The sequence below is a fragment of the Streptomyces sp. NPDC005483 genome, from assembly GCF_040606035.1.
In the GTDB taxonomy this organism is placed as follows: Bacteria; Actinomycetota; Actinomycetes; order Streptomycetales; family Streptomycetaceae; genus Streptomyces.
The window spans coordinates 1-23,608 of record NZ_JBEXEA010000062.1 but is presented as its reverse complement, the minus strand read 5'-3'; the positions used below and the strand labels follow the sequence as shown (position 1 = coordinate 23,608).

General features: G+C 70.8%; 21 protein-coding genes. 14 read left to right on the top strand and 7 right to left on the bottom strand.

The genetic code is table 11. The features are described from left to right. Positions 1-27: 27 nt before the first annotated feature. Positions 28-975 (bottom strand): A/G-specific adenine glycosylase, encoded by a 948-nt coding sequence (locus ABZT06_RS47735; protein ID WP_355755563.1) that lies wholly within the window; start codon positions 973-975, stop codon positions 28-30. Positions 976-1,712: 737 nt separating this feature from the next. Between ABZT06_RS47735 and ABZT06_RS47730 the strand changes: the two genes are divergently transcribed. Next, positions 1,713-2,555: a hypothetical protein gene (locus ABZT06_RS47730; protein WP_355755561.1), complete on the top strand. Its 843-nt coding sequence runs from the start codon at positions 1,713-1,715 to the stop codon at positions 2,553-2,555. A 104-nt stretch (positions 2,556-2,659) separates the two neighbouring features. Here ABZT06_RS47730 and disA read toward each other — a convergent pair whose 3' ends face one another. Together disA and radA are read right to left on the bottom strand one after the other, a co-directional pair. Further along, the gene (disA, locus tag ABZT06_RS47725; protein ID WP_355755558.1) at positions 2,660-3,784 is read right to left on the bottom strand and encodes a DNA integrity scanning diadenylate cyclase DisA; all 1,125 of its coding nucleotides are present in this window, start codon (positions 3,782-3,784) and stop codon (positions 2,660-2,662) included. Positions 3,785-3,865: 81 nt separating this feature from the next. Beyond that, positions 3,866-5,275 (bottom strand): DNA repair protein RadA, encoded by a 1,410-nt coding sequence (radA, locus tag ABZT06_RS47720; RefSeq protein WP_355755556.1) that lies wholly within the window; start codon positions 5,273-5,275, stop codon positions 3,866-3,868. A 230-nt stretch (positions 5,276-5,505) separates the two neighbouring features. Between radA and ABZT06_RS47715 the strand changes: the two genes are divergently transcribed. Further along, a complete protein-coding gene (locus tag ABZT06_RS47715; RefSeq protein WP_355755552.1) occupies positions 5,506-7,182 on the top strand; it encodes a hypothetical protein in 1,677 nt (558 codons plus the stop codon). Between the two features lie 46 nt (positions 7,183-7,228). On the opposite strand, the gene ABZT06_RS47710 is transcribed toward ABZT06_RS47715, so the two are convergent. Then, positions 7,229-8,095 (bottom strand): hypothetical protein, encoded by an 867-nt coding sequence (locus ABZT06_RS47710; protein WP_355755550.1) that lies wholly within the window; start codon positions 8,093-8,095, stop codon positions 7,229-7,231. 71 nt (positions 8,096-8,166) lie between these two features. On the opposite strand from ABZT06_RS47710, the gene ABZT06_RS47705 reads away from it, so the two are divergent. From ABZT06_RS47705 to ilvD, 4 genes are all read left to right on the top strand, one after another. Then, positions 8,167-9,108, top strand: coding sequence for a Ppx/GppA phosphatase family protein (locus ABZT06_RS47705; RefSeq protein WP_355755548.1), 942 nt, complete (start codon positions 8,167-8,169; stop codon positions 9,106-9,108). Between the two features lie 115 nt (positions 9,109-9,223). Then, a complete protein-coding gene (locus tag ABZT06_RS47700; protein ID WP_355755546.1) occupies positions 9,224-10,048 on the top strand; it encodes a sugar phosphate isomerase/epimerase in 825 nt (274 codons plus the stop codon). Between the two features lie 274 nt (positions 10,049-10,322). Next, positions 10,323-10,958, top strand: coding sequence for a TetR family transcriptional regulator (locus ABZT06_RS47695; RefSeq protein WP_355755544.1), 636 nt, complete (start codon positions 10,323-10,325; stop codon positions 10,956-10,958). A gap of 136 nt (positions 10,959-11,094) precedes the next feature. Beyond that, entirely contained in the window at positions 11,095-12,948 is a 1,854-nt protein-coding gene (gene ilvD, locus ABZT06_RS47690) for a dihydroxy-acid dehydratase (protein WP_355755541.1), read from the top strand. An 83-nt stretch (positions 12,949-13,031) separates the two neighbouring features. Here the strand turns inward: ilvD and ABZT06_RS47685 are convergent, their stop codons facing one another. Continuing rightward, positions 13,032-15,122 carry a serine/threonine-protein kinase gene (locus ABZT06_RS47685; RefSeq protein WP_355755538.1) on the bottom strand — a complete coding sequence of 697 codons (2,091 nt, stop codon included), beginning with the start codon at positions 15,120-15,122 and terminating at the stop codon, positions 13,032-13,034. A gap of 182 nt (positions 15,123-15,304) precedes the next feature. On the opposite strand from ABZT06_RS47685, the gene ABZT06_RS47680 reads away from it, so the two are divergent. The 7 genes from ABZT06_RS47680 (at position 15,305) to proC (ending at position 20,196) form a co-directional block, all read left to right on the top strand. Further along, positions 15,305-15,622 (top strand): SH3 domain-containing protein, encoded by a 318-nt coding sequence (locus ABZT06_RS47680; protein ID WP_355755536.1) that lies wholly within the window; start codon positions 15,305-15,307, stop codon positions 15,620-15,622. Between the two features lie 20 nt (positions 15,623-15,642). Further along, the gene (locus ABZT06_RS47675) at positions 15,643-15,978 is read left to right on the top strand and encodes a hypothetical protein (protein WP_355755533.1); all 336 of its coding nucleotides are present in this window, start codon (positions 15,643-15,645) and stop codon (positions 15,976-15,978) included. Between the two features lie 44 nt (positions 15,979-16,022). Then, positions 16,023-16,535: an EamA/RhaT family transporter gene (locus tag ABZT06_RS47670; RefSeq protein ID WP_355755531.1), complete on the top strand. Its 513-nt coding sequence runs from the start codon at positions 16,023-16,025 to the stop codon at positions 16,533-16,535. A gap of 102 nt (positions 16,536-16,637) precedes the next feature. Beyond that, complete coding sequence (locus ABZT06_RS47665) at positions 16,638-17,417, top strand: class I SAM-dependent methyltransferase (RefSeq protein WP_355755528.1); 780 nt, start codon at positions 16,638-16,640, stop codon at positions 17,415-17,417. 262 nt (positions 17,418-17,679) lie between these two features. Beyond that, complete coding sequence (locus ABZT06_RS47660; RefSeq protein ID WP_355755526.1) at positions 17,680-18,495, top strand: ABC transporter ATP-binding protein; 816 nt, start codon at positions 17,680-17,682, stop codon at positions 18,493-18,495. Next, positions 18,492-19,283, top strand: a complete 792-nt coding sequence (locus tag ABZT06_RS47655) for an ABC transporter permease (protein WP_355755524.1) — start codon at positions 18,492-18,494, stop codon at positions 19,281-19,283. The genes ABZT06_RS47660 and ABZT06_RS47655 overlap by 4 nt, the downstream gene beginning before the upstream one ends. A gap of 100 nt (positions 19,284-19,383) precedes the next feature. Continuing rightward, positions 19,384-20,196 carry a pyrroline-5-carboxylate reductase gene (gene proC, locus ABZT06_RS47650; RefSeq protein ID WP_355755521.1) on the top strand — a complete coding sequence of 271 codons (813 nt, stop codon included), beginning with the start codon at positions 19,384-19,386 and terminating at the stop codon, positions 20,194-20,196. Between the two features lie 15 nt (positions 20,197-20,211). On the opposite strand, the gene ABZT06_RS47645 is transcribed toward proC, so the two are convergent. Next, positions 20,212-20,799 (bottom strand): cysteine hydrolase family protein, encoded by a 588-nt coding sequence (locus tag ABZT06_RS47645; RefSeq protein ID WP_355755519.1) that lies wholly within the window; start codon positions 20,797-20,799, stop codon positions 20,212-20,214. Between the two features lie 75 nt (positions 20,800-20,874). Here ABZT06_RS47645 and ABZT06_RS47640 point away from each other — a divergent pair, with 75 nt between their 5' ends. Then, a complete protein-coding gene (locus tag ABZT06_RS47640) occupies positions 20,875-21,936 on the top strand; it encodes a helix-turn-helix domain-containing protein (RefSeq protein WP_355755517.1) in 1,062 nt (353 codons plus the stop codon). On the opposite strand, the gene trpS is transcribed toward ABZT06_RS47640, so the two are convergent. Continuing rightward, entirely contained in the window at positions 21,828-22,901 is a 1,074-nt protein-coding gene (gene trpS, locus ABZT06_RS47635; RefSeq protein ID WP_355755515.1) for a tryptophan--tRNA ligase, read from the bottom strand. The genes ABZT06_RS47640 and trpS overlap by 109 nt on opposite strands. Between the last annotated feature and the right edge of the window lie 707 nt (positions 22,902-23,608).

Here is a 23,608-nt window from a genome sequence, read left to right as displayed (position 1 = left end):
GTGATTTGCCGGTTTGCTTCGTGTCGGCTATGTCAACGGCAGCCGATACAAACCACCCGGGAGGGGTTCGACGAGACCGTCCGCGACCAGACCGTCCAGCGCCCGCGCCCGCTGCACCGGCTCGTGCCACACCCGGTCGAGCACCGCCTGGGGCACGGGCGCGTGGGCCTCCCGCAGCACGGCGAGCAGCTTGCCGCGGACCTGGCGGTCGGTACCGGCGTACGTCTGCCCGCGCCGCGGAGGTCCGTCGTGCTCGGGCTTGCCCGCGAGCCGCCAGGCGCACTGGGCGGCGATCGGGCAGCGCACACAGGCCTCGTTCTTGGCCGTGCACACCAGTGCGCCCAGCTCCATGGAGGCGGCGGCCCAGCGCGCGGCGACGCTCTCGTCCTCCGGCAGCAGCGCGCGGGCGAGCCTGCGCTCGGCGGCGGTGGTGGCGTTCGGCGGGTACCGCACGCCGGTCACCGCCCGCGCGAACACCCGCCGCACGTTGGTGTCCAGCACGGCGTGCCGCTGCCCGTACGCGAAGGAGGCGACGGCGGCCGCCGTGTACTCGCCGATGCCGGGCAGGGCGAGCAGTTGGGCATGGTCCGTCGGTACGTCACCGCCGTGCCGTTCCGTTATGGCGACCGCGGCGCCGTGCAGCCGCAGCGCCCGGCGCGGATAGCCGAGCCGGCCCCAGGCGCGCACGGCCTCACCGGGCGCCTCCGCGGCCAGATCGGCGGGCCGCGGCCACCGTGCGAGCCAGTGCTCGTAGACCGGGAGCACCCGGCTCACGGGCGTCTGCTGGAGCATGAACTCGCTGACCATCACCCCCCACGGCCCGGCCTCGGGCCGCCGCCACGGCAGATCCCGGGCGTGCTCGTCGAACCAGTCGATGACGGGGGAGTGCAGGCCCGCTCCGCGCGGAGCGTCGGCGGTGCCGTCGGCGGGGCTGCTGTGCGGGGGCTGGGGCTGGGGCTTCGTGGGCGCAGTCATGGCCTTCCGATCCTGCCATGGCCGGGGCCCCGTGCGGGGGTACCGCCATGCCGGGGGCGACCCGGTCCAGCGGCTCGACCGGACGGCCGGATGGAATGCGCCCGCGCCGGCAAGGACCGAGCCCTGCGGACGGCCCTCACGCTGCTCCCACTCACGGCGGACCGACGGATGCGCCGCTCCGGCGAGGACCGGGCAGTTCGGGCGTCGGAGCGGACCCGGCAGCGAAAGGACGGTGCTGGGGGCGCCAGAGCCGTGACCGGCCCTGCGGGCGGGAGCCGGACCGTGCGCCGGTCGGTCAACGTGTCGCCACGAACGGCCATGGCTGCGCGGACAGGTCCGGACGAGCCCGGCCCGCTGCCTCCGGCCGGAGGCAGCGGGAGCAACTCGTGGCGCGGGCGGGGGAATCGGGAGGTAGTCGTGGCCAGAGGTGCAAGGCACGCGATCGCGAACATGCGGGCGGTGTCGGCGAACAGTGCGCCGAAGAGCAGGAGTCCGGCTCCGTCCATATCCCGACATCGTGTTGTACCGACGTGCGGGTGTCATCTGCGAAGCCGGTGATGTCCCGGTGGATTCCGGCGGACTCGAAGTCCGTGGTCACGGACCGTAGGCAGTGGGCCGATACGGTCACACCCCGCGGTCGTCACGTGTCAGTTTGCGGAATGATGATCCTGAAAAGTTGTGCCGCCCGGCGGCGGGTGAGGGCAGCGAACTCGCCGATCTCTCGTACAGTTTGCGCCGTGGGATCTCTGCGCAATCCGGTCGGGCCGCTTCCCTCCTCCATCTACTGGCGACGGAGGGCCGTCATGCTGTCCGTCCTCGCCGTGCTGGCACTGCTGATCGCATGGATCGTCAGCTCCGGCGGCGGAGGCGGCAAGAACGGCGCGGACGGGCCCAACGACAAGGAGCCCTCCCCCTCGACGATCACCCCCGGACCCTCCGGTTCCGGGCCGGCGATCAGCCAAGCCCCGGGCGGCCGCGACGAGTCGACGACCGGTGGGGACACCGGCGGCGGTTCGGGATCGGGCTCCGGCTCCGGTGCCGGCGCGGGAGCCGGCGGTGGGGCCGGTACGGGTGGCTCCGCCGGGGCGGCCGGGTCCGGCAGCGCGGGCAGTGCCGGGAGCGGGGGCACGGGCACCGGGATCGGACAGGGCGACACCCTTCCGGCCGGCTCCTCGCTGCCCAACTGCACCGCGGCTGCCGTGAAGTTGAGCGTGCGGAGTCTGCGCAACGCCTACGACCCCGGGCAGACACCCACGTTGCTGCTGACCGCGACGAACTCCTCGGGCAGTGACTGCAAGGTCGATCTCGGGCCCAAGAACGCGGTGTTGACGATCGCTCAGGCCGACTCGGACGACACCTACTGGTCGTCCGCCGACTGTCCCAGGACCCCGGGGAACCTGGTCTACCGGGCTCCGGCCGGGAGCAGCATCACGTACACCGTGAAGTGGGACCGCAAGCCGAGTGCTCCGCAGTGTGCGACGCCCCCCGCGGGGTCCGCGGGCGCGGGGACGTACCTGGTGGAGGTCAAGGCGCCCGGGTACGGCACGGCTCACGTTTCGTTCGTGCTGGAGAACGACTGAGCGACCAAGACGACTGAGCGACCAAGGCGGTGCCGCGGACGGCAGTTCGTCGTCTGCGGCGTGGTCGCGGTCTGCCGCGCGGTTCCCCGCGCGCCTGACAGCCCCTACACGTACCGTTCCAGGATCGAGCTCTCCGCCAGCCTGGACAGGCCCTCCCTGACGCTCCTTGCCCTTGCCTCGCCCACTCCGTCGACCGTCTGCAGGTCGTCGACGCTGGCGGCCAGCAGCTTCTGGAGGCCGCCGAAGTGTTCCACCAGGCGGTCGATGATCGCGCCCGGCAGGCGGGGGACCTTGGCCAGGAGACGGAAACCCCGGGGAGACACGCCCGAGTCGATCGCCTCGGGGGAGCCGGTGTAGCCCAGGGCGCGGGCCACGGTGGGCAGTTCGAGGAGCTCGGCGTGGGTCAGCGCGTCCAGTTCGTGCAGCGCCTCGTCGACCGTGCGGGAACGCTTCGCGGTGGGTTCGGGGACGTAGTCCCGGACCACCAGTTCGCGCTCCGGCTCCACGCCCGCGATCAGCTCGTCCAGCTGGAGGGCGAGGAGGCGTCCGTCCGTGCCGAGTTCGACCACGTACTCGGCGATCTCCGTGGCGATACGGCGGACCATCTCCAGGCGCTGCGCCACGGCCGAGACGTCCCGGACCGTCACCAGGTCCTCGATCTCCAGCGCGGAGAGCGTGCCCGCGACCTCGTCCAGGCGCAGCTTGTAGCGCTCCAGGGTCGCGAGCGCCTGGTTCGCGCGGGACAGGATCGCCGCCGAGTCCTCCAGGACGCGGCGCTGGCCGTCGACGTACAGGGCGATGAGGCGCATCGACTGGGAGACCGAGACGACCGGGAAGCCGACCTGCTTGCTCACCCGGTCCGCGGTGCGGTGCCGGGTGCCCGTCTCCTCCGTCGGGATCGTCGCGTCGGGCACGAACTGCACGCCCGCCCGCAGGATCTTCGACAGGTCGGACGAGAGCACGATGCCGCCGTCCAGCTTGCACAGCTCACGCAGACGCGTGGCCGCGAACTCGACGTCCAGGACGAAACCGCCCGTGCACATCGTCTCCACCGTCTTGTCGAAGCCGAGCACGATGAGTCCGCCGGTGTTGCCGCGCAGCACCCGCTCGAGGCCGTCGCGCAGGGGGGTACCGGGGGCCACAGCGCTCAGGGAGGCGCGCATCAGGCCATCGGAACCGGCACTCCCACCGGACTTTCCGGGAGCTGCTGCCCGGTCGTTGGCTGCCACTGCTCTCCTCCGGTCGCGGGGTCTTGGGCGCTCCCGTGTCGCACATTCGGTTCGTACGGACGGGCGAGACCAGGGCAAAGTCTACCGGCGGTCTTCCGCGTCCCGGGGGGCCTCTCGCCGACGCGAGCGCGGAAGGACTCTCAGGGCGTCCCCTATGTCCGCCACTTCCAGGACCTTCATACCGGCCGGGATCTTGCCGGGATCGCTCGGTACGAGTGCGTGGGTGAAGCCCAGACGGTGTGCCTCGGAGAGCCTGCGCTGAACGCCCGTGACCCGTCTGACCTCGCCCGCGAGGCCCACTTCGCCGATCGCGACGAGGTTCTTGGGCAGCGGGGTGTCGCTGGCCGCCGACGCCAGGGCGAGGGCGACGGCCAGGTCCGCGGCGGGTTCCGAAAGCTTTACCCCACCGACCGTCGCGGAGTAGATGTCCCGCTTGCCGAGCGCGCTGATCCGGCCCCGCTGCTCCAGGACGGCGAGCATCATCGAGACGCGGGAGGTCTCCAGACCCGAGGTGGTGCGCCGCGGCGAGGGGATCTGCGAGTCGACGGTGAGCGCCTGGACCTCGGCCACCAGGGGACGGCGGCCCTCGAGGGTGACGGTGAGACAGGTGCCGGGGACCGGTTCGGCACGACGTGTCAGGAAAAGTCCGCTCGGGTCGGCGAGGCCCGTGATGCCCTCGTCGTGCAGCTCGAAGCAGCCGACCTCGTCGGTGGCGCCGTAGCGGTTCTTGACGCCCCGTACGAGCCTGAGGCGGGCGTGCCGGTCGCCCTCGAAGCTCAGGACCACGTCCACGAGGTGCTCCAGCAGGCGCGGCCCGGCGATCGCGCCGTCCTTGGTGACATGTCCCACCAGGAGGGTGGACATCCCGCGCTCCTTGGAGACCCGGATCAGCGCCCCGGCCACCTCGCGCACCTGGGCCATGCCGCCGGGGGCGCCGTCGATCTCCGGGGAGGCCACCGTCTGCACGGAGTCGAGGATCAGCAGAGACGGCTTCACCGCGTCCAGATGCCCGAGGACCGAGGACAGGTCGGTCTCGGCGGCGAGATACAGGTGGTCGTCGATCGCGCCGATGCGGTCGGCGCGCAGCCGGACCTGGCTGGCGGACTCCTCGCCGGTCACATAGAGCGTGCGGTGCTCGTCGCTCGCCGACTTGGCCGCCACGTCCAGCAGCAGCGTGGACTTGCCGACGCCGGGTTCGCCCGCGAGGAGCACCACCGCGCCGGGCACGAGGCCGCCGCCCAGCACCCGGTCCAGCTCGGGCACGCCGGTGGAGCGGGCGGTGGCCTGGCGGCCGTCGACCTGGCCGATGGGCACGGCGGAGGTGGTGACGCGGCCGGGTGCCGTCGTACGCACGGCGGGCACGCCGTACTCCTCGATCGTCCCCCAGGCCTGGCACTCGGGGCAGCGACCGAGCCACTTGGCCGTCTGCCAGCCGCACTCGGTGCAGCGGTAGGACGGACGCTCCTTGGCGGACTTCGTACGGGCAGCCATGCACGAACCGTAACCGCCGGCACTGACAACGCGGTCGCCGCCCGCCGGACGGCAGGCGCTCCGGCATCCGGCCACTCCCGCGCTCCGGCGCGTGAATCGGCCACGTCGCGATGGGAACGAGCCATCGGATCAAGGGTTCCCGTCCCCTATTGAGGGATCGTTTCACCCGTACGGAGTAAAAGTGCTCAAGGTGCAGGAAGGGGCCATGTTTCGCCCCCTACGGTCCACGGATGATGAGCAGCAGTCCGGAGACCTCGACCCGCACCACCGGCGCGCACCGGGCGCAACGGCAGGAGCGCGACCGCGGTGCGGCGCGCACGCTGGCACAGCGGCCGCCCGCGCGCTACGAGCCGTACCTGGACGGCCTGTTCACCTACTGCGTGTCCGTGCTGTGCGACCACGACGCGGCGACCGCCGCTCTCGGTGACGTCCTCGCGCTCGCCGAGCGGCGCGGCGGCCCGGACGCGGCCGGCGACCGCAGGGCCTGGCTGTACGCGCTGGCCCGCTGGGCCTGTCTGCGCAAGCTGGCCGAGGCCAAGCAGAAACGTCAGGCCACGCACGCGGCAGGGCGTCACGGAACTGCCCAGGAGCCCGCCGAGCCCCCGGTCGCCGAGGACGTCCTGGAGTCACGGCGCCGCGAACTCTCCCTGCTGGCCTGGCCGGAGGCCGCCGGTACGACCCCCGAGCAGCGCGAGGCGCTCGAACTCGCCGTGCGCCACCACCTCGCCGCCCACGAGGTCGCCGCCGTCCTCGGCATGGACCTCGCCGGCGCCCGCGAACTGCTCGCCTCCGCCGCCTGCGAGGTCGAGCGCACGCGCGCGGCCCTCGCCGTCGTCGAGACCGGTGACTGTCCGAGTGTGGCGCGGCTCACCGGCGACAACCAGTTCGTCCTCAGCTCCGCCCTGCGCCGCGAACTCGTGCGCCATGTCGACGACTGCCCGCGCTGCCGCCGCAGTGCCGAGCGCGCCATCCCCGGCCGCTGGCCCGGCGCCATGACCACGCCCGCCGAGCTGCCCGTGCTCGAAGCGCCGCGCGGAGCACTGCACAGGGCGCTGGCGCACCCACCACGCGCGCGTGGCGCCGCCGTGCCCCGCTTCGACCGGCGCGGCTTCCCGATGGATCCCAAGGACCGGGCCGCCCGCCGTGACCGCCTCCGCGCGCGTGCCGTCACCACGACCGTCGTCGCCACCGTCGTCGCCGCCCCCGTGCTCGCCCTGTGGGCCGCCTACCGGGGCGGTCCCGGTGAGGGCGCCGACGGCCACTCCGCCAGCGCCGGCGAGGCGCACGGCCCCGGCAGCCTGGACGGGGTGGCGGCGAGCGGCGGCTACCAGAACGCCGGCAACGCGAGCACCAGATCCGGCAACCGTTTCACCAAGGACGGCCGGCCCGACGTCTCCGTGGAGGTCGTCAGCGTCGCCGGCGTCGGCAAGAAGGGCGCCGGGCGCCTGGAAGTCGACGCCGGCCACGACGGCGACACCACGCTGATCACCCTCACCACGGCCGGCGACGCCCCGGTCCGCTGGTCGGCCACCACGGGAGCCTCCTGGCTCTACCTCAGTCAGTCCTCGGGCACCCTGAAGCCCGGCGAGTCCCTGACGATCAAGGTGTACGTCGACCATCTACGCGAGCCGTCCGGCCTCTGGAGCGCGCGCGTGGCGATCTCACCGGCCGGCGCCGTCGTCACCATCCAGGGCTACGGCACGGCGCCCGCACCTGCCACCCCCGGCGAGCCGACGGCACCCCCGTCCAGCCCCAGCCCCACGGTCTCGGCCCCGGCGGATCCCACCCCCAGCGACCCGCCGTCCTCGTCCCCTTCCCCGACCCCGCCGGACCCCACCCCGACCGACCCGGCGAGCCCGACGCCGTCACCGACGGACAGCGGCGACCCGAGCCCGTCCGCGTCGTAGCGGATGCGGCGGGGGAGCCGGGGTGGGTGCCACCGATTCCCGCCGCTCAGGCGATCGGGTCCGCCGGATGCGGTGCCAGCAGGGGCAGTTGGGAGGCGAGGCGTTGCTCACAGAGTTCGACCAGGCGGTCGTAGCCTGCCTTGCCCATCAGTTCGATCAGCTCGGGGCGGTAGGAGACGTAGACCGGGTCGCCCGCGCCGTGTGCCGAGGTCGCCGACGTGCACCACCAGTGCAGGTCATGGCCGCCCGGACCCCAGCCGCGCCGGTCGTACTCGCCGATCGACACCTGGAGCACGCGGGTGTCGTCGGGCCGGTCGATCCAGTCGTACGTCCGCCGCACCGGCAGCTGCCAGCACACGTCCGGCTTGGTCTCCAGCGGCTCGCGGCCCTCCCGCAGCGCCAGGATGTGCAGCGAGCAGCCCTGGCCGCCCGCGAAGCCCGGCCGGTTCTGGAAGATGCACGAGCCCTGGAAGGGCCGGGTCTGCCGGTCGCCGTCCTCGTCCTCCGAGACCCAGCCGTTGCGCGTGCCCTCGTCGTGGTGCTGCCAGATGTCCGGAGTGAGTCGCGCCACGTGCTCGGCGACCCGCTTCTCGTCGTCCTCGTCGGAGAAGTGGGCACCCAGCGTGCAGCACCCGTCGTCCGCGCGGCCCGCCTGGATGCCCTGGCAGCCGCTGCCGAAGATGCAGTTCCAGCGAGAGGTCAGCCATGTCAGATCGCAGCGGAAGACCTGCTCGGCGTCCGCCGGATCCGGGAACTCCACCCACGCGCGCGCGTGGTCGAGCCCCTTCTCGTCGGCCTGCAGAGCCTTCATGGCCTTCCGCGACGGCTTCGGTGGCTTCGGTGGCTTCACCCGCGAAGGACCGTCGGCAGATACGGCCGTTTTGTCGTCCTTCACCTTTTTCGTCTTTGGCACGCGTCCAGGGTAAGTCGCCCGAAGCCACTCCGGGGACAGTCGAACGCCCAGCTGCCAGGTACGTTCCCTACATGAGACTCGGTGTCCTCGACGTGGGATCGAACACGGTGCACCTGCTGGTGGTGGACGCGCACCCCGGCGCACGACCCCTTCCCGCGCATTCGCACAAGGCGGAACTGCGCCTTGCCCAACTCCTCGACCACGCCGGGGCGATCGGTAACGACGGCGTCGAGAAACTGGTCTCGGTCGTCAAGGACGCGCTCCAGGCCGCCGAGGACAAGGGCGTCGAGGATCTGCTTCCGTTCGCCACCTCCGCCGTCCGCGAGGCCAGCAACGCCGACGACGTCCTCGCGCGCGTGCAGGCCGAGACCGGCGTCGAGCTCCAGGTCCTGACCGGTGCCGAGGAGGCCCGTCTCACCTTCCTCGCCGCCCGCCGCTGGTTCGGCTGGTCGGCGGGCAAGCTCCTGGTCCTCGACATCGGCGGCGGCTCCCTGGAGATCGCCTACGGCATCGACGAGGAACCGGACGCGGCGGTCTCCCTGCCGCTCGGCGCGGGCCGTCTCACGGCGGGCTGGCTCCCCGGCGACCCCCCGGACCCGGACGACATACGGGCCCTACGACGGCACGTGCGCGCCCAGATCGCCCGCACGGTCGGCGAGTTCGCCCGCTTCGGCGCCCCGGACCACGTGGTCGCCACGTCCAAGACCTTCAAGCAGCTGGCCCGCCTGGCCGGCGCGGCCCGCTCCGCCGAGGGCCTCTACGTCCAGCGCGAACTGAAGCGCGAGTCCCTGGAGGCGTGGGTCCCGAGGCTGGCCGGCATGACGACGGACCAGCGGGCGGAGCTCCCCGGCGTCTCGGAGGGCCGGGCCAACCAGCTCCTGGCGGGCGCCCTGGTGGCCGAGGGCGCGATGGACCTGTTCGGCGTGGAGACGGTCGACATCTGCCCATGGGCGCTGAGGGAAGGCGTGATCCTGCGCAGACTTGACCACATGGGTTCCGCGCAGGGCCTTTAGGGGCGCGCGGGACGGGGCGGCGAGCCAGGACGCACGCGAACCCGCCCAGTGGCAAGCGCCACAACGGCTCATAGGCGTTCCGTCTCACCCCGGCGGACGCCGTAGGCTGACGACCGTGGCAGAACCAGTCGTACGGATCCCGGATGCGAAGGTCGCCCTGTCGACGGCCTCCGTCTACCCGGAGTCGACGGCGACGGCCTTCGAGATCGCCGCGCGTCTCGGATACGACGGCGTCGAGGTCATGGTGTGGACCGACCCGGTCAGCCAGGACATCGAGGCCCTGCGCCGCCTCTCCGACTACCACGGGATCCCCATACTCGCCGTGCACGCCCCCTGCCTGCTCATCACGCAGCGCGTGTGGTCCACGGACCCCTGGGTCAAGCTCCAGCGCGCCCGGACGGCCGCGGAGAAGCTGGGCGCGAGCACGGTCGTCGTCCACCCGCCGTTCCGCTGGCAGCGCCAGTACGCCCGTGACTTCGTCAGCGGGATCTGGCGGATGGCGAACGAGACGGACGTACGGTTCGCCGTCGAGAACATGTACCCCTGGCGCTACCGTGACCGTGAGATGCTCGCCTACGCCCCCGACTGGGACGTCACCAAGGACGACTACCGGCACTTCACGATCGACCTCAGCCACGCGGCGACGTCCCGGACCGACGCGATGCAGATGGTCGACCGGATGGGAGACCGTCTCGGCCACGTCCATCTCGCCGACGGCAAGGGTTCCGCGAAGGACGAGCACCTCGTGCCGGGGCGGGGCGGCCAGCCCTGCGCCGAGCTCCTGGAGCGCCTCGCGCTGACCGGCTTCGACGGCCATGTCGTCATCGAGGTCAACACCCGCCGCGCGATGTCCGGCGCCGAACGTGAGGCCGACCTCGCCGAGGCCCTGGCCTTCACCCGCCTCCATCTGGCCTCGCCGGTGAAGGTGCCCCGGCGATGAGCGAGCGGGTCCCTCCGGGGGTGAGGGGGCGGGGAGGCGTGCGGATTCCTCCGGTGGTGCGCAATCGAGCAGGCGTGCAGGTGTCTCCGGGGCCGAGGAATCCAGCGGGCGTGCAATGTCCTCCGGTGGTGCGCAATCGAGCAGGCGTGCAGATGTCTCCGGAGCTGACGAACCGAGCAGGCATGCAGGTCTCCTCGACGGAGCCGAGGGATCCAGCAGCCGCGCAGGTGTCCCCGGTGACAAGGAACCGCCCAGCCGTGAAGGCGCCCGGGTCGTGAGCGACCTCGAAAGCGGCCCGGCGGCCGGCGTCACCGCCCGGAAGCGCGGCCGGCCCCGTCGTACGGAATCGGACGCGGCCGGTACCCGTGACCGGATCCTCGTCGCAGCCCGGGAGGAGTTCTCCGAGCGGGGCTACGAGAAGACGTCCGTGCGCGGGATCGCCAAGGCCGCCGGAGTCGACTCGGCCTTGGTCCACCACTACTTCGGCACCAAGGAACAGGTCTTCGAGGCGGCCGTGGAGATCGCCGCCGCACCCGCCCTGAGCGCGCCCCACGCACTCACGGAGGGTCCGCTGGAGGACGTGGGGGAGCGCCTTACCCGCTTCATCTTCGGCGTCTGGGAGAACCCCGCGACCCGCCTGCCGCTCCTGGCGATCGTCCGCTCCGCAGTGAACAACGAGACCGCGGCCGCCGTCTTCCGCCGGCTCGTCGCCGCCCAGCTGCTGCGCCGCATCGCCGACCAGCTCGACCTCCCGGACGCGGAGCTGCGGGCCGAACTCGCGGCGGCGCAGCTCGTGGGGACGGCCATGCTGCGGTACGTGATCAAGGTGGAGCCGCTTGCCTCGACGGACATCGAGCAGATCATCGCGCGGGTGGCGCCGGTGGTGCAGAGCCATCTGACCGGACCCTGACGCCGAGACGGGCGTCCCGCATTCCGGACACCTTGTCCCGACCCCTGGATGACCGGCGTACGCTCGTTAGCAGTCAGAAGTCTCTTACGACCGTCTCTGAAGTCTCTGACGACCATCTCTGAAGGAGCGAGCGACGATGCCCGAGCTGAGGTCCCGCACAGTCACCCACGGCCGCAACATGGCGGGCGCCCGCGCCCTTATGCGCGCCTCCGGTGTACCCGGTGCGGACATCGGCCGCAAGCCGATCATCGCGGTCGCCAACTCCTTCACGGAGTTCGTGCCGGGCCACACCCACCTCCAGCCGGTCGGCCGGATCGTCTCCGAGGCGATCGTCGCGGCGGGCGGCATCCCGCGCGAGTTCAACACGATCGCCGTCGACGACGGCATCGCGATGGGCCACGGCGGCATGCTGTACTCCCTCCCCTCCCGCGACCTCATCGCGGACTCGGTCGAGTACATGGTCGAGGCCCACTGCGCCGACGCCCTGATCTGCATCTCCAACTGCGACAAGATCACCCCGGGCATGCTGAACGCCGCGCTGCGGCTGAACATCCCCACGGTCTTCGTCTCCGGCGGCCCGATGGAGTCCGGCCGCGCGACCCTCGTGGACGGCACGGTCCGTACCCTCGACCTGGTCGACGCGATGTCCGAGGCCGTGAACGAGAAGATCTCGGACGCGGACATGCTCCGTATCGAGGAGAACGCCTGCCCGACCTGCGGCAGCTGTTCCGGCATGTTCACCGCCAACTCCATGAACTGCCTGACGGAGGCCATCGGCCTCTCCCTCCCCGGCAACGGCTCGGTCCTGGCCACGCACACGGCCCGTAAGCAGCTGTACGTCGACGCCGCCGAGACCGTCATGGACATCACCCGCCGCTATTACGAGCAGGACGACGAGACGGTCCTGCCGCGCAACGTCGCCACCTTCGCGGCCTTCGAGAACGCGATGGCCCTCGACATCGCGATGGGCGGCTCGACCAACACGATCCTGCACCTGCTGGCCGCGGCCCAGGAGGCGGAGGTCCCCTTCGGTCTCGCCGAGATCGACGCGGTCTCCCGCCGCGTCCCCTGCCTGGCGAAGGTCGCCCCGAACGTGGCGAAGAACCGCACGTACTACATGGAGGACGTGCACCGCGCGGGCGGCATCCCCGCCCTCCTCGGCGAACTGCACCGCGCGGGCCTGCTGAACGAGGACGTCCACTCGGTCCACAGCCCCTCCCTCGCCGACTGGCTGAAGACCTGGGACGTCCGCGGCGGCTCGCCGTCCCCCAAGGCCCTGGAACTGTGGCACGCGGCCCCCGGCTGCGTCCGCTCCGCCGAGGCCTTCTCCCAGTCCGAGCGCTGGGCATCCCTGGACGAGGACGCGGCCGAGGGCTGCATCCGCAGCGCCGAACACGCGTACTCCAAGGACGGCGGCCTGGCGGTCCTCAAGGGCAACCTCGCGGTCGACGGCTGTGTGGTGAAGACGGCCGGCGTCGACGAGTCGATCTGGACGTTCGAGGGACCGGCGGTCGTCTGCGAGTCGCAGGAAGAGGCCGTCCAGAAGATCCTCACCCAGCAGGTCAAGGAGGGCGACGTCGTCGTCATCCGCTACGAGGGCCCCAAGGGCGGCCCCGGCATGCAGGAGATGCTCTACCCGACCTCGTACCTGAAGGGCCGCGGCCTCGGCAAGGCCTGCGCCCTGATCACCGACGGCCGCTTCTCCGGCGGCACCTCCGGCCTGTCCATCGGCCACGCCTCCCCGGAGGCGGCGGCCGGCGGCACCATCGCCCTCGTCGAGGACGGCGACCGCATCCGCATCGACATCCCCGGGCGGTCGATCGAGCTCCTGGTCGACGACGCCGAGCTCGCCCGCCGCGAGGCCGCCCTGGGCGGCGCGTACGCCCCGAAGAACCGCGAGCGCAAGGTCTCGGCCGCGCTGCGGGCCTACGCCGCGATGGCCACCAGCGCGGACAAGGGAGCGGTGCGGGACGTGTCGAAGCTGGGCTGAGACTCACTCCGCGACAGCGTGGGCCGTCCTTTCGGGGGCGGCCCCTTTTGCTGTGCGCCACCCACCCGAGGTCGCTCTGCGCGCTACCAGTCGGAGGGCTTGCGGGCGTCCACGGCGAAAACGGTGCCGTCGGGGGCGGTGGCGTAGATGCGGTGGTCGGCGAGAGTGGGCCGGGGCAGTGCACCGGCGACCGTACCCGAGTTCGAGCCGAGACGCGCCGGGGTCTGCCCGACGAGCCGGCCCTTGTCGGCGTCGACGGCGAGCAGCCGTCCGTCAGCTGCGGTGAAGTACACATGGCGATCGTCGGCCACCGGTACGGAACCACGGCTCACCGACGTCTCGAGATTCCACAGCCGCTTGCCCGACACCGTGTCCACGGCGTCCAGGGAACCACTCATCGCCAGCACGTAGACCCTGTTCCCCCGCACCGTGGCCTGGGCGTCGGGACGCGCTACCGGGAGCTTCACCCGGCGCGAGGACTCGGTCGCCGGTGTGTAGCGGACGACGGCCTCCGTGTCGCCGTACAGGTTGTCCGTCGAGAGGAAGAAGACGGACCCTCCGTGCGCACCCACGATCGCCAGGTTTCCGCTCAGCCGGGCGTCCCAGCGCACGGCCCCGGTGGCGGGGTCCACCGCGGTGACCTGGGTGCTCGACGCGTCGAGGGAGAGGCTCGTCGTGTAAGCCAGCGGGTCCCCGTCGAACGAGACGAAGGCCGGCGTGGGCTGTTCCGGTATGCGCCGGTTCCACTTGGTGTCACCCGTCGCGGCGTCCACACCGGTGACCGTCCCGTCGAGGAGGGTGAGCAAAAGCATTCCTCCGACGACCTGCATCCCGTGGTGCTCGGGCAGAGGGCGCCGCCAACGAGTCTTGCCCGAGGCGGGGTCGAGCGCTTCGAGGCGTCGCGATTCCTCCACCATCGGCTGTACGAGACCACCCCCGACGGCCGGTGGCTTGCTGGGCCTCGACTCGGCGACGGGGTGTCGCCACATCACGGCGCCGTCGGCCGGGTCCAGAGCGAAGACCGTGCCGGACTGCGCACAGATCAACTGGCCTGCCCCGTACGAGCATTGCGCCGGACCAACGGCCTTGGGCACCGGGTTCGCCGTCCAGCCGGCGAGCCGGGCGGCTGCTGTGGGCTTGTCACCGCTCTTCGCGGTGGCGTCCTCGCTGCTGCCGAGCCACTGGACGGAGGCAAGGACACCGGCCAGCACCAGCACGACCGCGCCGGCCACGAGGAGCGTCCTTCGGAAGGGTCGCCGCCCCGACCGTGCCGGCTGCTCCTTCGGCTCGGGCCCCGGCACGTCGCCCGTGCGCTGCGCCGGTATGAACGTCTGCGTGTCGTACGAGGCCGCCACGGAACGCAGCTCCCGCATCAGCTCGTCCGGGGTCGGCCGGTCCTCGGGCTCCTTCGCGAGACACCGCACGATGAGGGGCGCGAGATTCGTCGGGACGCCGGTCAGGTCCGGCTCGTCGTGGACGACCTGATAGGCGACGACGTACGGACTGTCGGAGTCGAACGGCCCGCGGCCCGTGGCCGCGTGCACCATCACGGACCCGAGGGCGAAGATGTCGGCGGCGGGACCCACCTCACGTGGCCGCCGGAATTGCTCGGGCGCCATGAAGGGCGGAGTCCCGATCAACTTCCCTGTCTCGGTGCGAAGTTCGCTGTCCTTTGGCCGAGAAATGCCGAAGTCGATGACCTTGGGCCCGTCCTCGGCGAGCAGCACGTTGCTCGGTTTGAGGTCCCGGTGCACGACCCCGACCCGATGGATGTCACGCAGCGCCTCGGCCAGGCCCGCCATCAGGCGCCGCAACTGGTCGGGCGCCATCGGACCGTTCCGCTTCACCTCGTCGGAGAGCGTCGGCCCGGGAATGAACAGCGTGGCCATCCAGGGCCGTTCGGCATCGGGATCGGCATCGACGACGGACGCGGTGAACGCCCCGCTCACCTTCCGCGCCGCGGCCACCTCCTGCCGGAAACGCCCCCTGAACTCCGGGTCCTTGGCGAACGCGGTGTGTACGACCTTCACCGCGAGCTTCATCCCCGAGGTGCTGCGCGCGACGTGCACCACGCCCATCCCGCCGGACCCCAGACATGACTCCAGGCGGTAGTGACCGGCGTACTCGGGAAGTTCCGCTTCCGCGCCCGCTCCGGTGTTGCCCTGTGGCGCCATGGAACCACCCCCGTGCTGATCGTCCGCGCGCGCGACACACGGAGCCTATGCGATGACCCGTACGGGACAGAGGCGGCTTGCTAGTGTCCGCGTGCGAGTTGCGTACATGTGTTTCATGGCGTGATTCAGGGGAATCAACGGGGCCCCATGGCAGTCATGGGGACCAACGGGGGAGGACGCGCATGTCTGTTGACCGTGTGGAAGAGACCGGGGGCGCCGAGGCGACCGAGGCCCTGTCGGCGGTGGCATCGATCCGCTATTACTCGGTCGCGCCCGGAGTCCGGCTCAACGTCCGCAACGGCCCCGGCACGGGCTACAGCATCGTGCGGGTGCTGCCCGAAGGCGCCAAGGTACCGATCTACTGCCAGACCCCGGGCACGTCGGTGACCGGCCCCTACGGCACCAGCAACATCTGGGACAACATCAGCAACGGCCAGTACGTCTCCGACGCCTACATACTCACCGGCAGCGACGGCTACGTCGCCGACCGCTGCTCCTGAACCTCCCCGGGGGAACCCTCATGACATCCCTGAAACGCAGATCCGTCATGCTCATGGGCCTTGCGAGCGCCTTCCTCATGGTCGGCGCCGCTCACGCCGAGGCGGCGATCCACTACTACGACGTCGCCCCGGATGTACGACTCAACGTCCGCCGTGGTCCCGGATCGCAGTACGGCATCGTCCGTGTCCTGCCCGAGGGTGCGAAGGTGGCGATCTACTGTCAGACGCCGGGCGAGACGGTGTCGGGCTACTACGGCACGTCGAACATCTGGGACAACATCGCCAACGGCGAGTTCGTCTCGGACGCGTACGTCCACACCGGCAGCGACGGCTACGTGGCGTCACGCTGCGGCTGATCCCCGAAGGGAGCCCGCCCCCGTCCCAGAGCCATAATCGTCCCGTGAGCGACGATTCCGGCACCCAGGACATCCCCGCGGGCTCCCCACAGGGCGGCGGCCCCCGCCCCGACCCGATCCGCTTCTTCGGCACGACCTGGGTCGACCACGGCAACGGCTACGCCCTCCGCCGCGTCGGCGCGGCCACCGGCTCCCTCGCCGCCACCGTCGCCTCCTGCCTGATCCTCCGCTTCGCCTACGAGGGCCTCCAGATCGCCGACACCGGCAGCTTCGTGACGGTCCTCGTCATCGCGATGTTCGCGATCTGCAGCGCGCTGGCGTTCCGCAACACGTGGGACGGCTTCGGCAAGCACCCCGACCCCGCCCGCCAGGCCTCCCTCCGCGGCCTCCTGGCCATCGGGTTCGTGGGCTCGCTGCTCGCCTATTTCTTCCGCACCTTCATGGAGGCGCCGGGAGAAGGGCTGCAGCGCAAGGAGTACGAGACGGCGCTGAAACTGCACGAGAAGCGAGGCGCTCGGCGCACCGGCAACCCCTCCAAGAAGAAGCGCCACCGCTGAGCGCGCCGGAAACCCCCGGCGAGACACACCCCTCCCGCGAACCCCTCTGCTTCTCACCGAAAACTCATCGCTCCCCCCACCCCTCCCCGTCACCATGGCCCTATGACGGCCTCCTTCCACACCAGCCGAGCCCACTCCTTCAACACCGCCGCAGCCCAGTACGCCGCCAACCGCCCCTCCTACCCGCCCACCCTCTTCGACGCGATCGAGGAGCTCGCCGGCCGCACTCTCGTCGGCGCCCGCGTCGCGGACATCGGTGCCGGTACGGGTATCGCGACCGCTCTGCTGCACGGCCGGGGTGCCGAGGTGGTGGCCGTCGAGCCCGGGGACGGCATGGCCGAGCAGTTCCGCCTGGCCCACCCGGGCATCCCGATCATCAGGGGAGACGGCAACGACCTCCCCCTCCTCACGGACTCCGCCGACCTCCTCACCTACGCCCAGTCCTGGCACTGGACCGACCCGGCCCGCGCGGTCCCGGAAGCCTGCCGCGTCTTGCGGCCGGGTGGTGCGCTGGCCCTGTGGTGGAACACCTACGCCCTCGACGTCCCCTGGATCGCCGGTCAGGTCGACCGGGTCGCCGAGCACTTCAAGGACTACGGCGCCCACCCGGCCGTCGAGGTGAACGGCAACGGAGCCCGGTCCGCCCTGGCCGACCCCAGCGGCCGCCTGGACTTCACCCGCCGAGTGGTCCGCTGGAGCCGCCGCGTGCCCGTCGACACCCACCTCGCCAACATCGGCAGCCACTCGATGTTCCTGGTCGCGGGTGAGGAACACGCCGGCGTCTTCCTCACGGAGGAACGGCGGATCCTGCTGGATCACTTCCCCGACGGCACAGTCCAGGAGACCTACGACGTCGAGCTACTGGTCGCCGTCACCACCTGACCCCGAGCAACGGCCCACCCCTCCAGGACAGCTCGCCCGGCTCCAGCCGTATCACCCGGTCCCGCGGCAACGCCTCCAACACGTCCAATAGCTCCGCCGGCCGCAGGACCGGGACATGCTCCGGCCCCCGTACGACTACGACGATCCCTGCCTCCCTCGGTCCTCGATCTCCTCGTCCCGCAGCCCCGCCGTACTCCTTCCGCCACCCCATGAGAACGCGACCGCTTGACGACCCCTGACGCCTGGGAGCATTATTCATCGCATGGTGAATAAAGTGTCCGCGCCGCCCGACGGCAGCACAACCTCAGGGCCGGCCACCCCCGCCGTCCACGCCAACGGCCTCACCGTCGTCCGAGGCCCCCGCACCGTCCTGCGCGGCCTCGCCTTCGACGTCCCCCGCGGCCAGATCACCGGCCTCCTCGGGCCCTCGGGCTGCGGCAAGTCCACCCTGATGCGTTCGATCGTCGGCACCCAGGCCAAGGTCACCGGCACCCTCGACGTCCTCGGCCGGCCCGCGGGCCACCCGACCCTGCGCACCCGCATCGGCTACGTCACCCAGGCCCCCTCCGTGTACGACGACCTGACCGTCCGCCAGAACCTCGACTACTTCGCAGCGATCCTCGACCCCGGCCGCGCCGCCGCCGACCGCCGCCACTCCGACGTCACCCGGGCCATCAACGACGTCGACCTCGCCACCCACGTCGACTCACTCGCGGGCAACCTCTCCGGCGGCCAGCGCAGCCGCGTCTCCCTCGCTGTCGCCCTTCTCGGCACCCCCGAACTCCTCGTCCTCGACGAACCCACCGTCGGACTCGACCCCGTCCTGCGCCGCGACCTCTGGAACCTCTTCCACGACATCGCCGCCCGCCGCGGCGCCACCCTCCTCATCTCCTCCCACGTCATGGACGAGGCCGAGCGCTGCCACCGCCTCCTCCTGATGCGCGAGGGCGAGATCCTTGCCGACGACACCCCCGAGGCCCTCCGCACCCGCACCCACTCCGACACGGTCGAGGCGGCCTTCCTCCACCTGGTCGACCAGGCAGTCGAGGCAAGCCGCACCAAGGAGCACACGCGATGACCACGCCCACCACGCCCGCACCGAGTCTCGCGCGGACCCCCACCAGCGGCCTCAACCTCTCCCGCACCACCGCCACCGCAGCCCGCGTCCTGCGTCAGCTCCGCCACGACCCGCGCACCATCGCGATGATGATCCTGATCCCCTGCGTGATGCTGCTCCTGCTGCGCTATGTCTTCGACGGCAGCCCGCGCACCTTCGACAGCATCGGCGCCTCCCTCCTCGGGATCTTCCCGCTGATCACGATGTTCCTGGTCACCTCCATCGCCACCTTGCGCGAACGCACCTCCGGCACCCTCGAACGCCTCCTCGCCATGCCGCTCGGCAAAGGCGACCTCATCGCCGGCTACGCCCTCGCCTTCGGCACCCTCGCGATCATCCAGTCCGCCCTGGCCACCGGCCTGGCGGTCTGGGTCCTCGGTCTCGACGTCATCGGCAGCCCCTGGCTCCTGCTGCTGGTCGCCCTGCTCGACGCCCTGCTCGGCACCGCACTCGGCCTCTTCGTCTCGGCCTTCGCGGCCTCCGAATTCCAGGCCGTCCAGTTCATGCCGGCCGTGATCTTCCCCCAACTCCTCCTCTGCGGCCTCTTCACCCCCCGCGACAACATGCACCCCGTCCTCGAGGGCATCTCCGACGCCCTCCCCATGTCCTACGCCGTTGACGGCATGAACGAGGTCCTCAGGCACACGGACATGACAGCGACCTTCGTCCGCGACGCGCTGATCGTGGCGGGCTGCGCACTGCTGGTCCTGGGACTGGGCGCGGCGACCCTGAGGCGCAGGACCGCGTAGGACCGCGACGACCGAGGACCGCATGGACCGCCACCGACCCCATGTCCCGCCCACCGGACACCCGTCCTGCGCGCCCCGACCCGGTGCCAGACTGAACCGCATGAGTCAGAAAGTCGCAGTCCTCGGTACCGGCAAGATCGGCGAAGCCCTGCTCAGCGGAATGATCCGCGCCGGCTGGGCCCCGGCCGACCTCCTGGTCACCGCCCGCCGCCCCGAGCGAGCCGAGGAACTCCGCAGTCGCTACGGAGTCAGCCCGGTCACCAACCCGGAGGCCGCCAAGACCGCCGACACCCTGATCCTCACGGTCAAACCCCAGGACATGGGCACCCTCCTCGACGAACTCGCCCCGCACGTCCCGGCCGACCGCCTGGTCATCAGCGGTGCCGCCGGTATCCCCACCTCCTTCTTCGAGGAGCGCCTCGCCACCGGCACCCCGGTCGTCCGTGTCATGACCAACACGCCCGCCCTGGTCGACGAGGCCATGTCCGTCATCTCCGCCGGCACCCACGCCACCGCCGACCACCTCGCCCATACCGAGGAGATCTTCGGCGCCGTCGGCAAGACGCTCCGCGTCCCCGAGTCCCAGCAGGACGCCTGCACCGCCCTCTCCGGCTCCGGACCGGCCTACTTCTTCTACCTGGTCGAAGCCATGACCGACGCGGGCATCCTGCTCGGCCTGCCCCGCGACAAGGCCCACGACCTGATCGTCCAGTCCGCGATCGGCGCCGCCACGATGCTCCGCGACAGCGGCGAACACCCGGTGAAGCTCCGCGAGAACGTCACGTCCCCCGCGGGCACCACCATCAACGCCATCCGCGAACTCGAGAACCACGGCGTACGAGCCGCCCTCATCGCCGCCCTCGAAGCCGCCCGCGACCGCAGCCGCGCACTGGCCTCCGGCAAGAAGGACTGACGCCACCGGGGGCGGTCACCCCGCCGCGTCCACCACTTCCTTCGTGGCCACCACGCGGGCGAATCCGCCCCCGTGCAGCGAGACCGCCGACGCCTGTGCCACCTCGTCCGCACTCCGCCGCCAGCCGAACGGGCCCTCCAGATCGAATGTGTGCGTCGCGTCATAGGCGACCACCACGTCGTACCCCAGGTTCCCGCCCATCCGAGCCGTCGTCTCCACGCACATGTTGGTCTGGATCCCAGCCACCACGAACTGCGAGATCCCCTCGCTCTTCAGCCAGGCATCCAGATCCGGCGTCCCGTAGAACGCCGAGTTCACGGTCTTCGTGACCAACAGCTCAGCCCCGCCGACCCCCTTCCCACGCCGCCGCTCCACGTACTCCTTGAAGCCGTTCCCCTCATACCCCGTCCGCAGCGGCGACTCGGGCTTGCGCGAGTCATGCCGCACGAACACGACCGGCCGCCCCGTTGCCTGCCACACGTCGATGAGCGAAGCGATGTTGTCATCGGCCTCCGGGTTGTTCCGCGGTCCCCAGAAGCCGGCCTCGTCGAAGCCCTTCTGGACGTCCACGACCACCAGCGCTGCGTTCTCTGCGATCTCCATGCCGACGATCCTGCCGCCGGGAGCCCATCCCACCCAGAGGGTGAAAAGACAGCGATCGATGGTTTACTGCCAGCCATGAGGAACCCTGGAGACAAGGAGCATGCGTACCGCGTCGCCCTGGTCGCCTTCCCCGGCATCCGCGCCTTCGACGTCTCCGTCATCACCGAGGTCTGGGGCACCGATCGCACCGATCGCGGAGCCCCCGCATTCGACCTGCGCCGAGTCGCCCCCGACCCCACACCGGTCCCCATGCGCGGCGGCCTCACCCTCCTTCCCGATCGCACCCTCGACTGGCTGTCCCGCGCCGATCTCATAGTGATCCCCGGCCTCGACGACCACCTCACCTCCGCACCCACCCCAGTCCTCGACGCCCTTCGCCGCGCGCACACTCGCGGCATCACCATCGCGGCCCTGTGCGGCGGCGCCTTCACCCTCGCCCAGGCCGGCCTCCTCGACGGCCGCCGCGCCATCACCCACTGGAACCTGATCGACTTCCTGCGCGCACACCACCCCCAGGTCACCGTCGTCCCCGACGCCCTCTTCATCGAGGACCACAACATCTGGACCGCGGCCGGCACCGCGGCAGGCATCGACCTCTGTCTCCACCTCGTCCGCCAGGCTCACGGCGCCGAAGCTGCGGCCGCCATCGCCCGCTCGATGGTCACCGCACCCTTCCGCACCGGAACCCAGGCACAGTTCATCGAGCACCCCACCCCGCGCGCCGACCGCGACTCCGACGCCCTCGTCGCCGCACGCGAGCACGCCCTGCGCCACCTCCACGAACCGCTCACCGTCGCCGACCTGGCCGCCCGCGCAGGCATGTCCGCCCGCAGCTTCGCCCGTCACTTCACCGCGGAAACCGGCACGACCCCGCTCCGTTGGCTCCTCGACCAGCGCATCGCCGCAGCACAGAAACTCCTCGAGCGCACCGACCTGCCGATGCCCGAGGTCGCCCGCCGCGCCGGCTTCGGCAGCGAGGTCACGATGCGCCAGCACTTCGCATCGCGCCTCGCCACCAGCCCACGCGCCTACCGGGCAGCGTTCAGCACGACACCGCGGTCGACCGCGCCGGTATGCGCGGCAGCGGTATCGGCAGCCGTATCGGCAGAGGCGGGTAGCAGCCCGATCGCGCGATAGGCGGCATCCACAGTCGGCCGGGCCATCGTCCGCGCCCTCTCCGCGCCATCCCGCAGCACCCCCTCCACATAGCCAGGATCCGCGCACAACTCCTTGTGCCTCTCCTGCACGGGCCTCAAGACCTCGACCACGGCCTCGGCGGTGTCCTTCTTCAAGGCGCCGTACGACTCATATACACCGCTCAGCTCCGATGGGTTCCCACCCGTGCAGGACGCGAGGATCTCCAGCAGGTTCGCCGGCCCCGGCCGGGCCTCCCGGTCGTACACGACCTCCCGCCCGCTGTCGGTCACGGCCCGCATCACCTTCTTCCGCACGACGTCAGGTTCGTCGAGCAGATAGACGATCCCCGGCCCGGAGTCGTCCGACTTCCCCATCTTCGAGGTCGGCTCCTGGAGGTTCATGACCCGTGCGCCCACCGTCGGCACGGTGGCCCGGGGCACCACGAACGTGTAGCCGTACCGCTGGTTGAACCGCACCGCCAGATCTCGCGTCAGCTCCACGTGCTGAGCCTGGTCGTCCCCGACCGGCACCTCGTCGGCCCCGTACGCCAGGATGTCCGCGGCCATGAGCACGGGATACGTCAGCAGCGACAGCCGCACACTCCCGCCCCGAGCCCGCTCCCGAGCGGCTTTCTCCTTGTACTGGATCATGCGCCGCATCTCGCCGTCCGTGGCCACGCACTCCAGCACGTACGACAGCCGCGCGTGCTCGTCCACATGACTCTGTACGAACAAGGTGCACAACTCGGGATCCAGTCCCGCCGCGAGCAGCAGCGTCGCCGCCTGCCGACTCAGCCGACGCACCCGCGCCGGATCATGGTCGACGGTCAGGGCGTGCAGGTCGACGATGCAGAACAGCGACTCGGCCCGGTGCTGATCGACCGTGGCCCACTGCCGCATGGCTCCCAGGTAGTTCCCCAGCGTCAGATGCCCCGTCGGCTTGACCCCGCTGAAGACCCGCGTCATCTCTCCACCTCCTGGTCGAGACCGCCGTCCCCGGCCGGCCGACCTTCAGGAGTCCTGGAGGGAGATACGCGAACGGCCGCCGAGGCGGCGGCCGTTGAGTGCATACGTGCTTACGGCCGCCTTCAGGCGGCCCACCACTGCTGGGTGCACGTACGCGTTGTCATGCCTGCCAGCCTACGCCCGCGAGGGGCCGTCCGGACGTGAGTTGACACTCCCCAGCCCGGTACGTAGTGTTCTCCGAGTTGTCCGACGTGAGCGCCGACCTCGGTCGGTCCCCGGACAGCCATTCCGTAGGTACCAGCCAACAAACGACGACAGTCGCTCTGTCTGCCGTCGCCGTATTGGTATGTGTATTCGCGAAATGAGGAATCCACGTTCGAAAGGACGGTGGCCCCCGATTAGCTCGGGAGCCAGGAATCCGCTAAAGTCTCACTCGTCGGAACGGCCCAACGGCCGGGAAGGCAAGCCCGCTGACTGGGAATCAGGCCCGAAAGGATCTGATAGAGTCGGAACCGCCAGAAAGGGAAACGCGAAGCGGGAACCTGGAAAGCACCGAGGAAATCGGAACCGGAAACGGTCTGATAGAGTCGGAAACGCAAGACCGAAGGGAAAGCCCGGAGGAAAGCCCGAGAGGGTGAGTACAAAGGAAGCGTCCGTTCCTTGAGAACTCAACAGCGTGCCAAAAATCAACGCCAGATATGTTGATA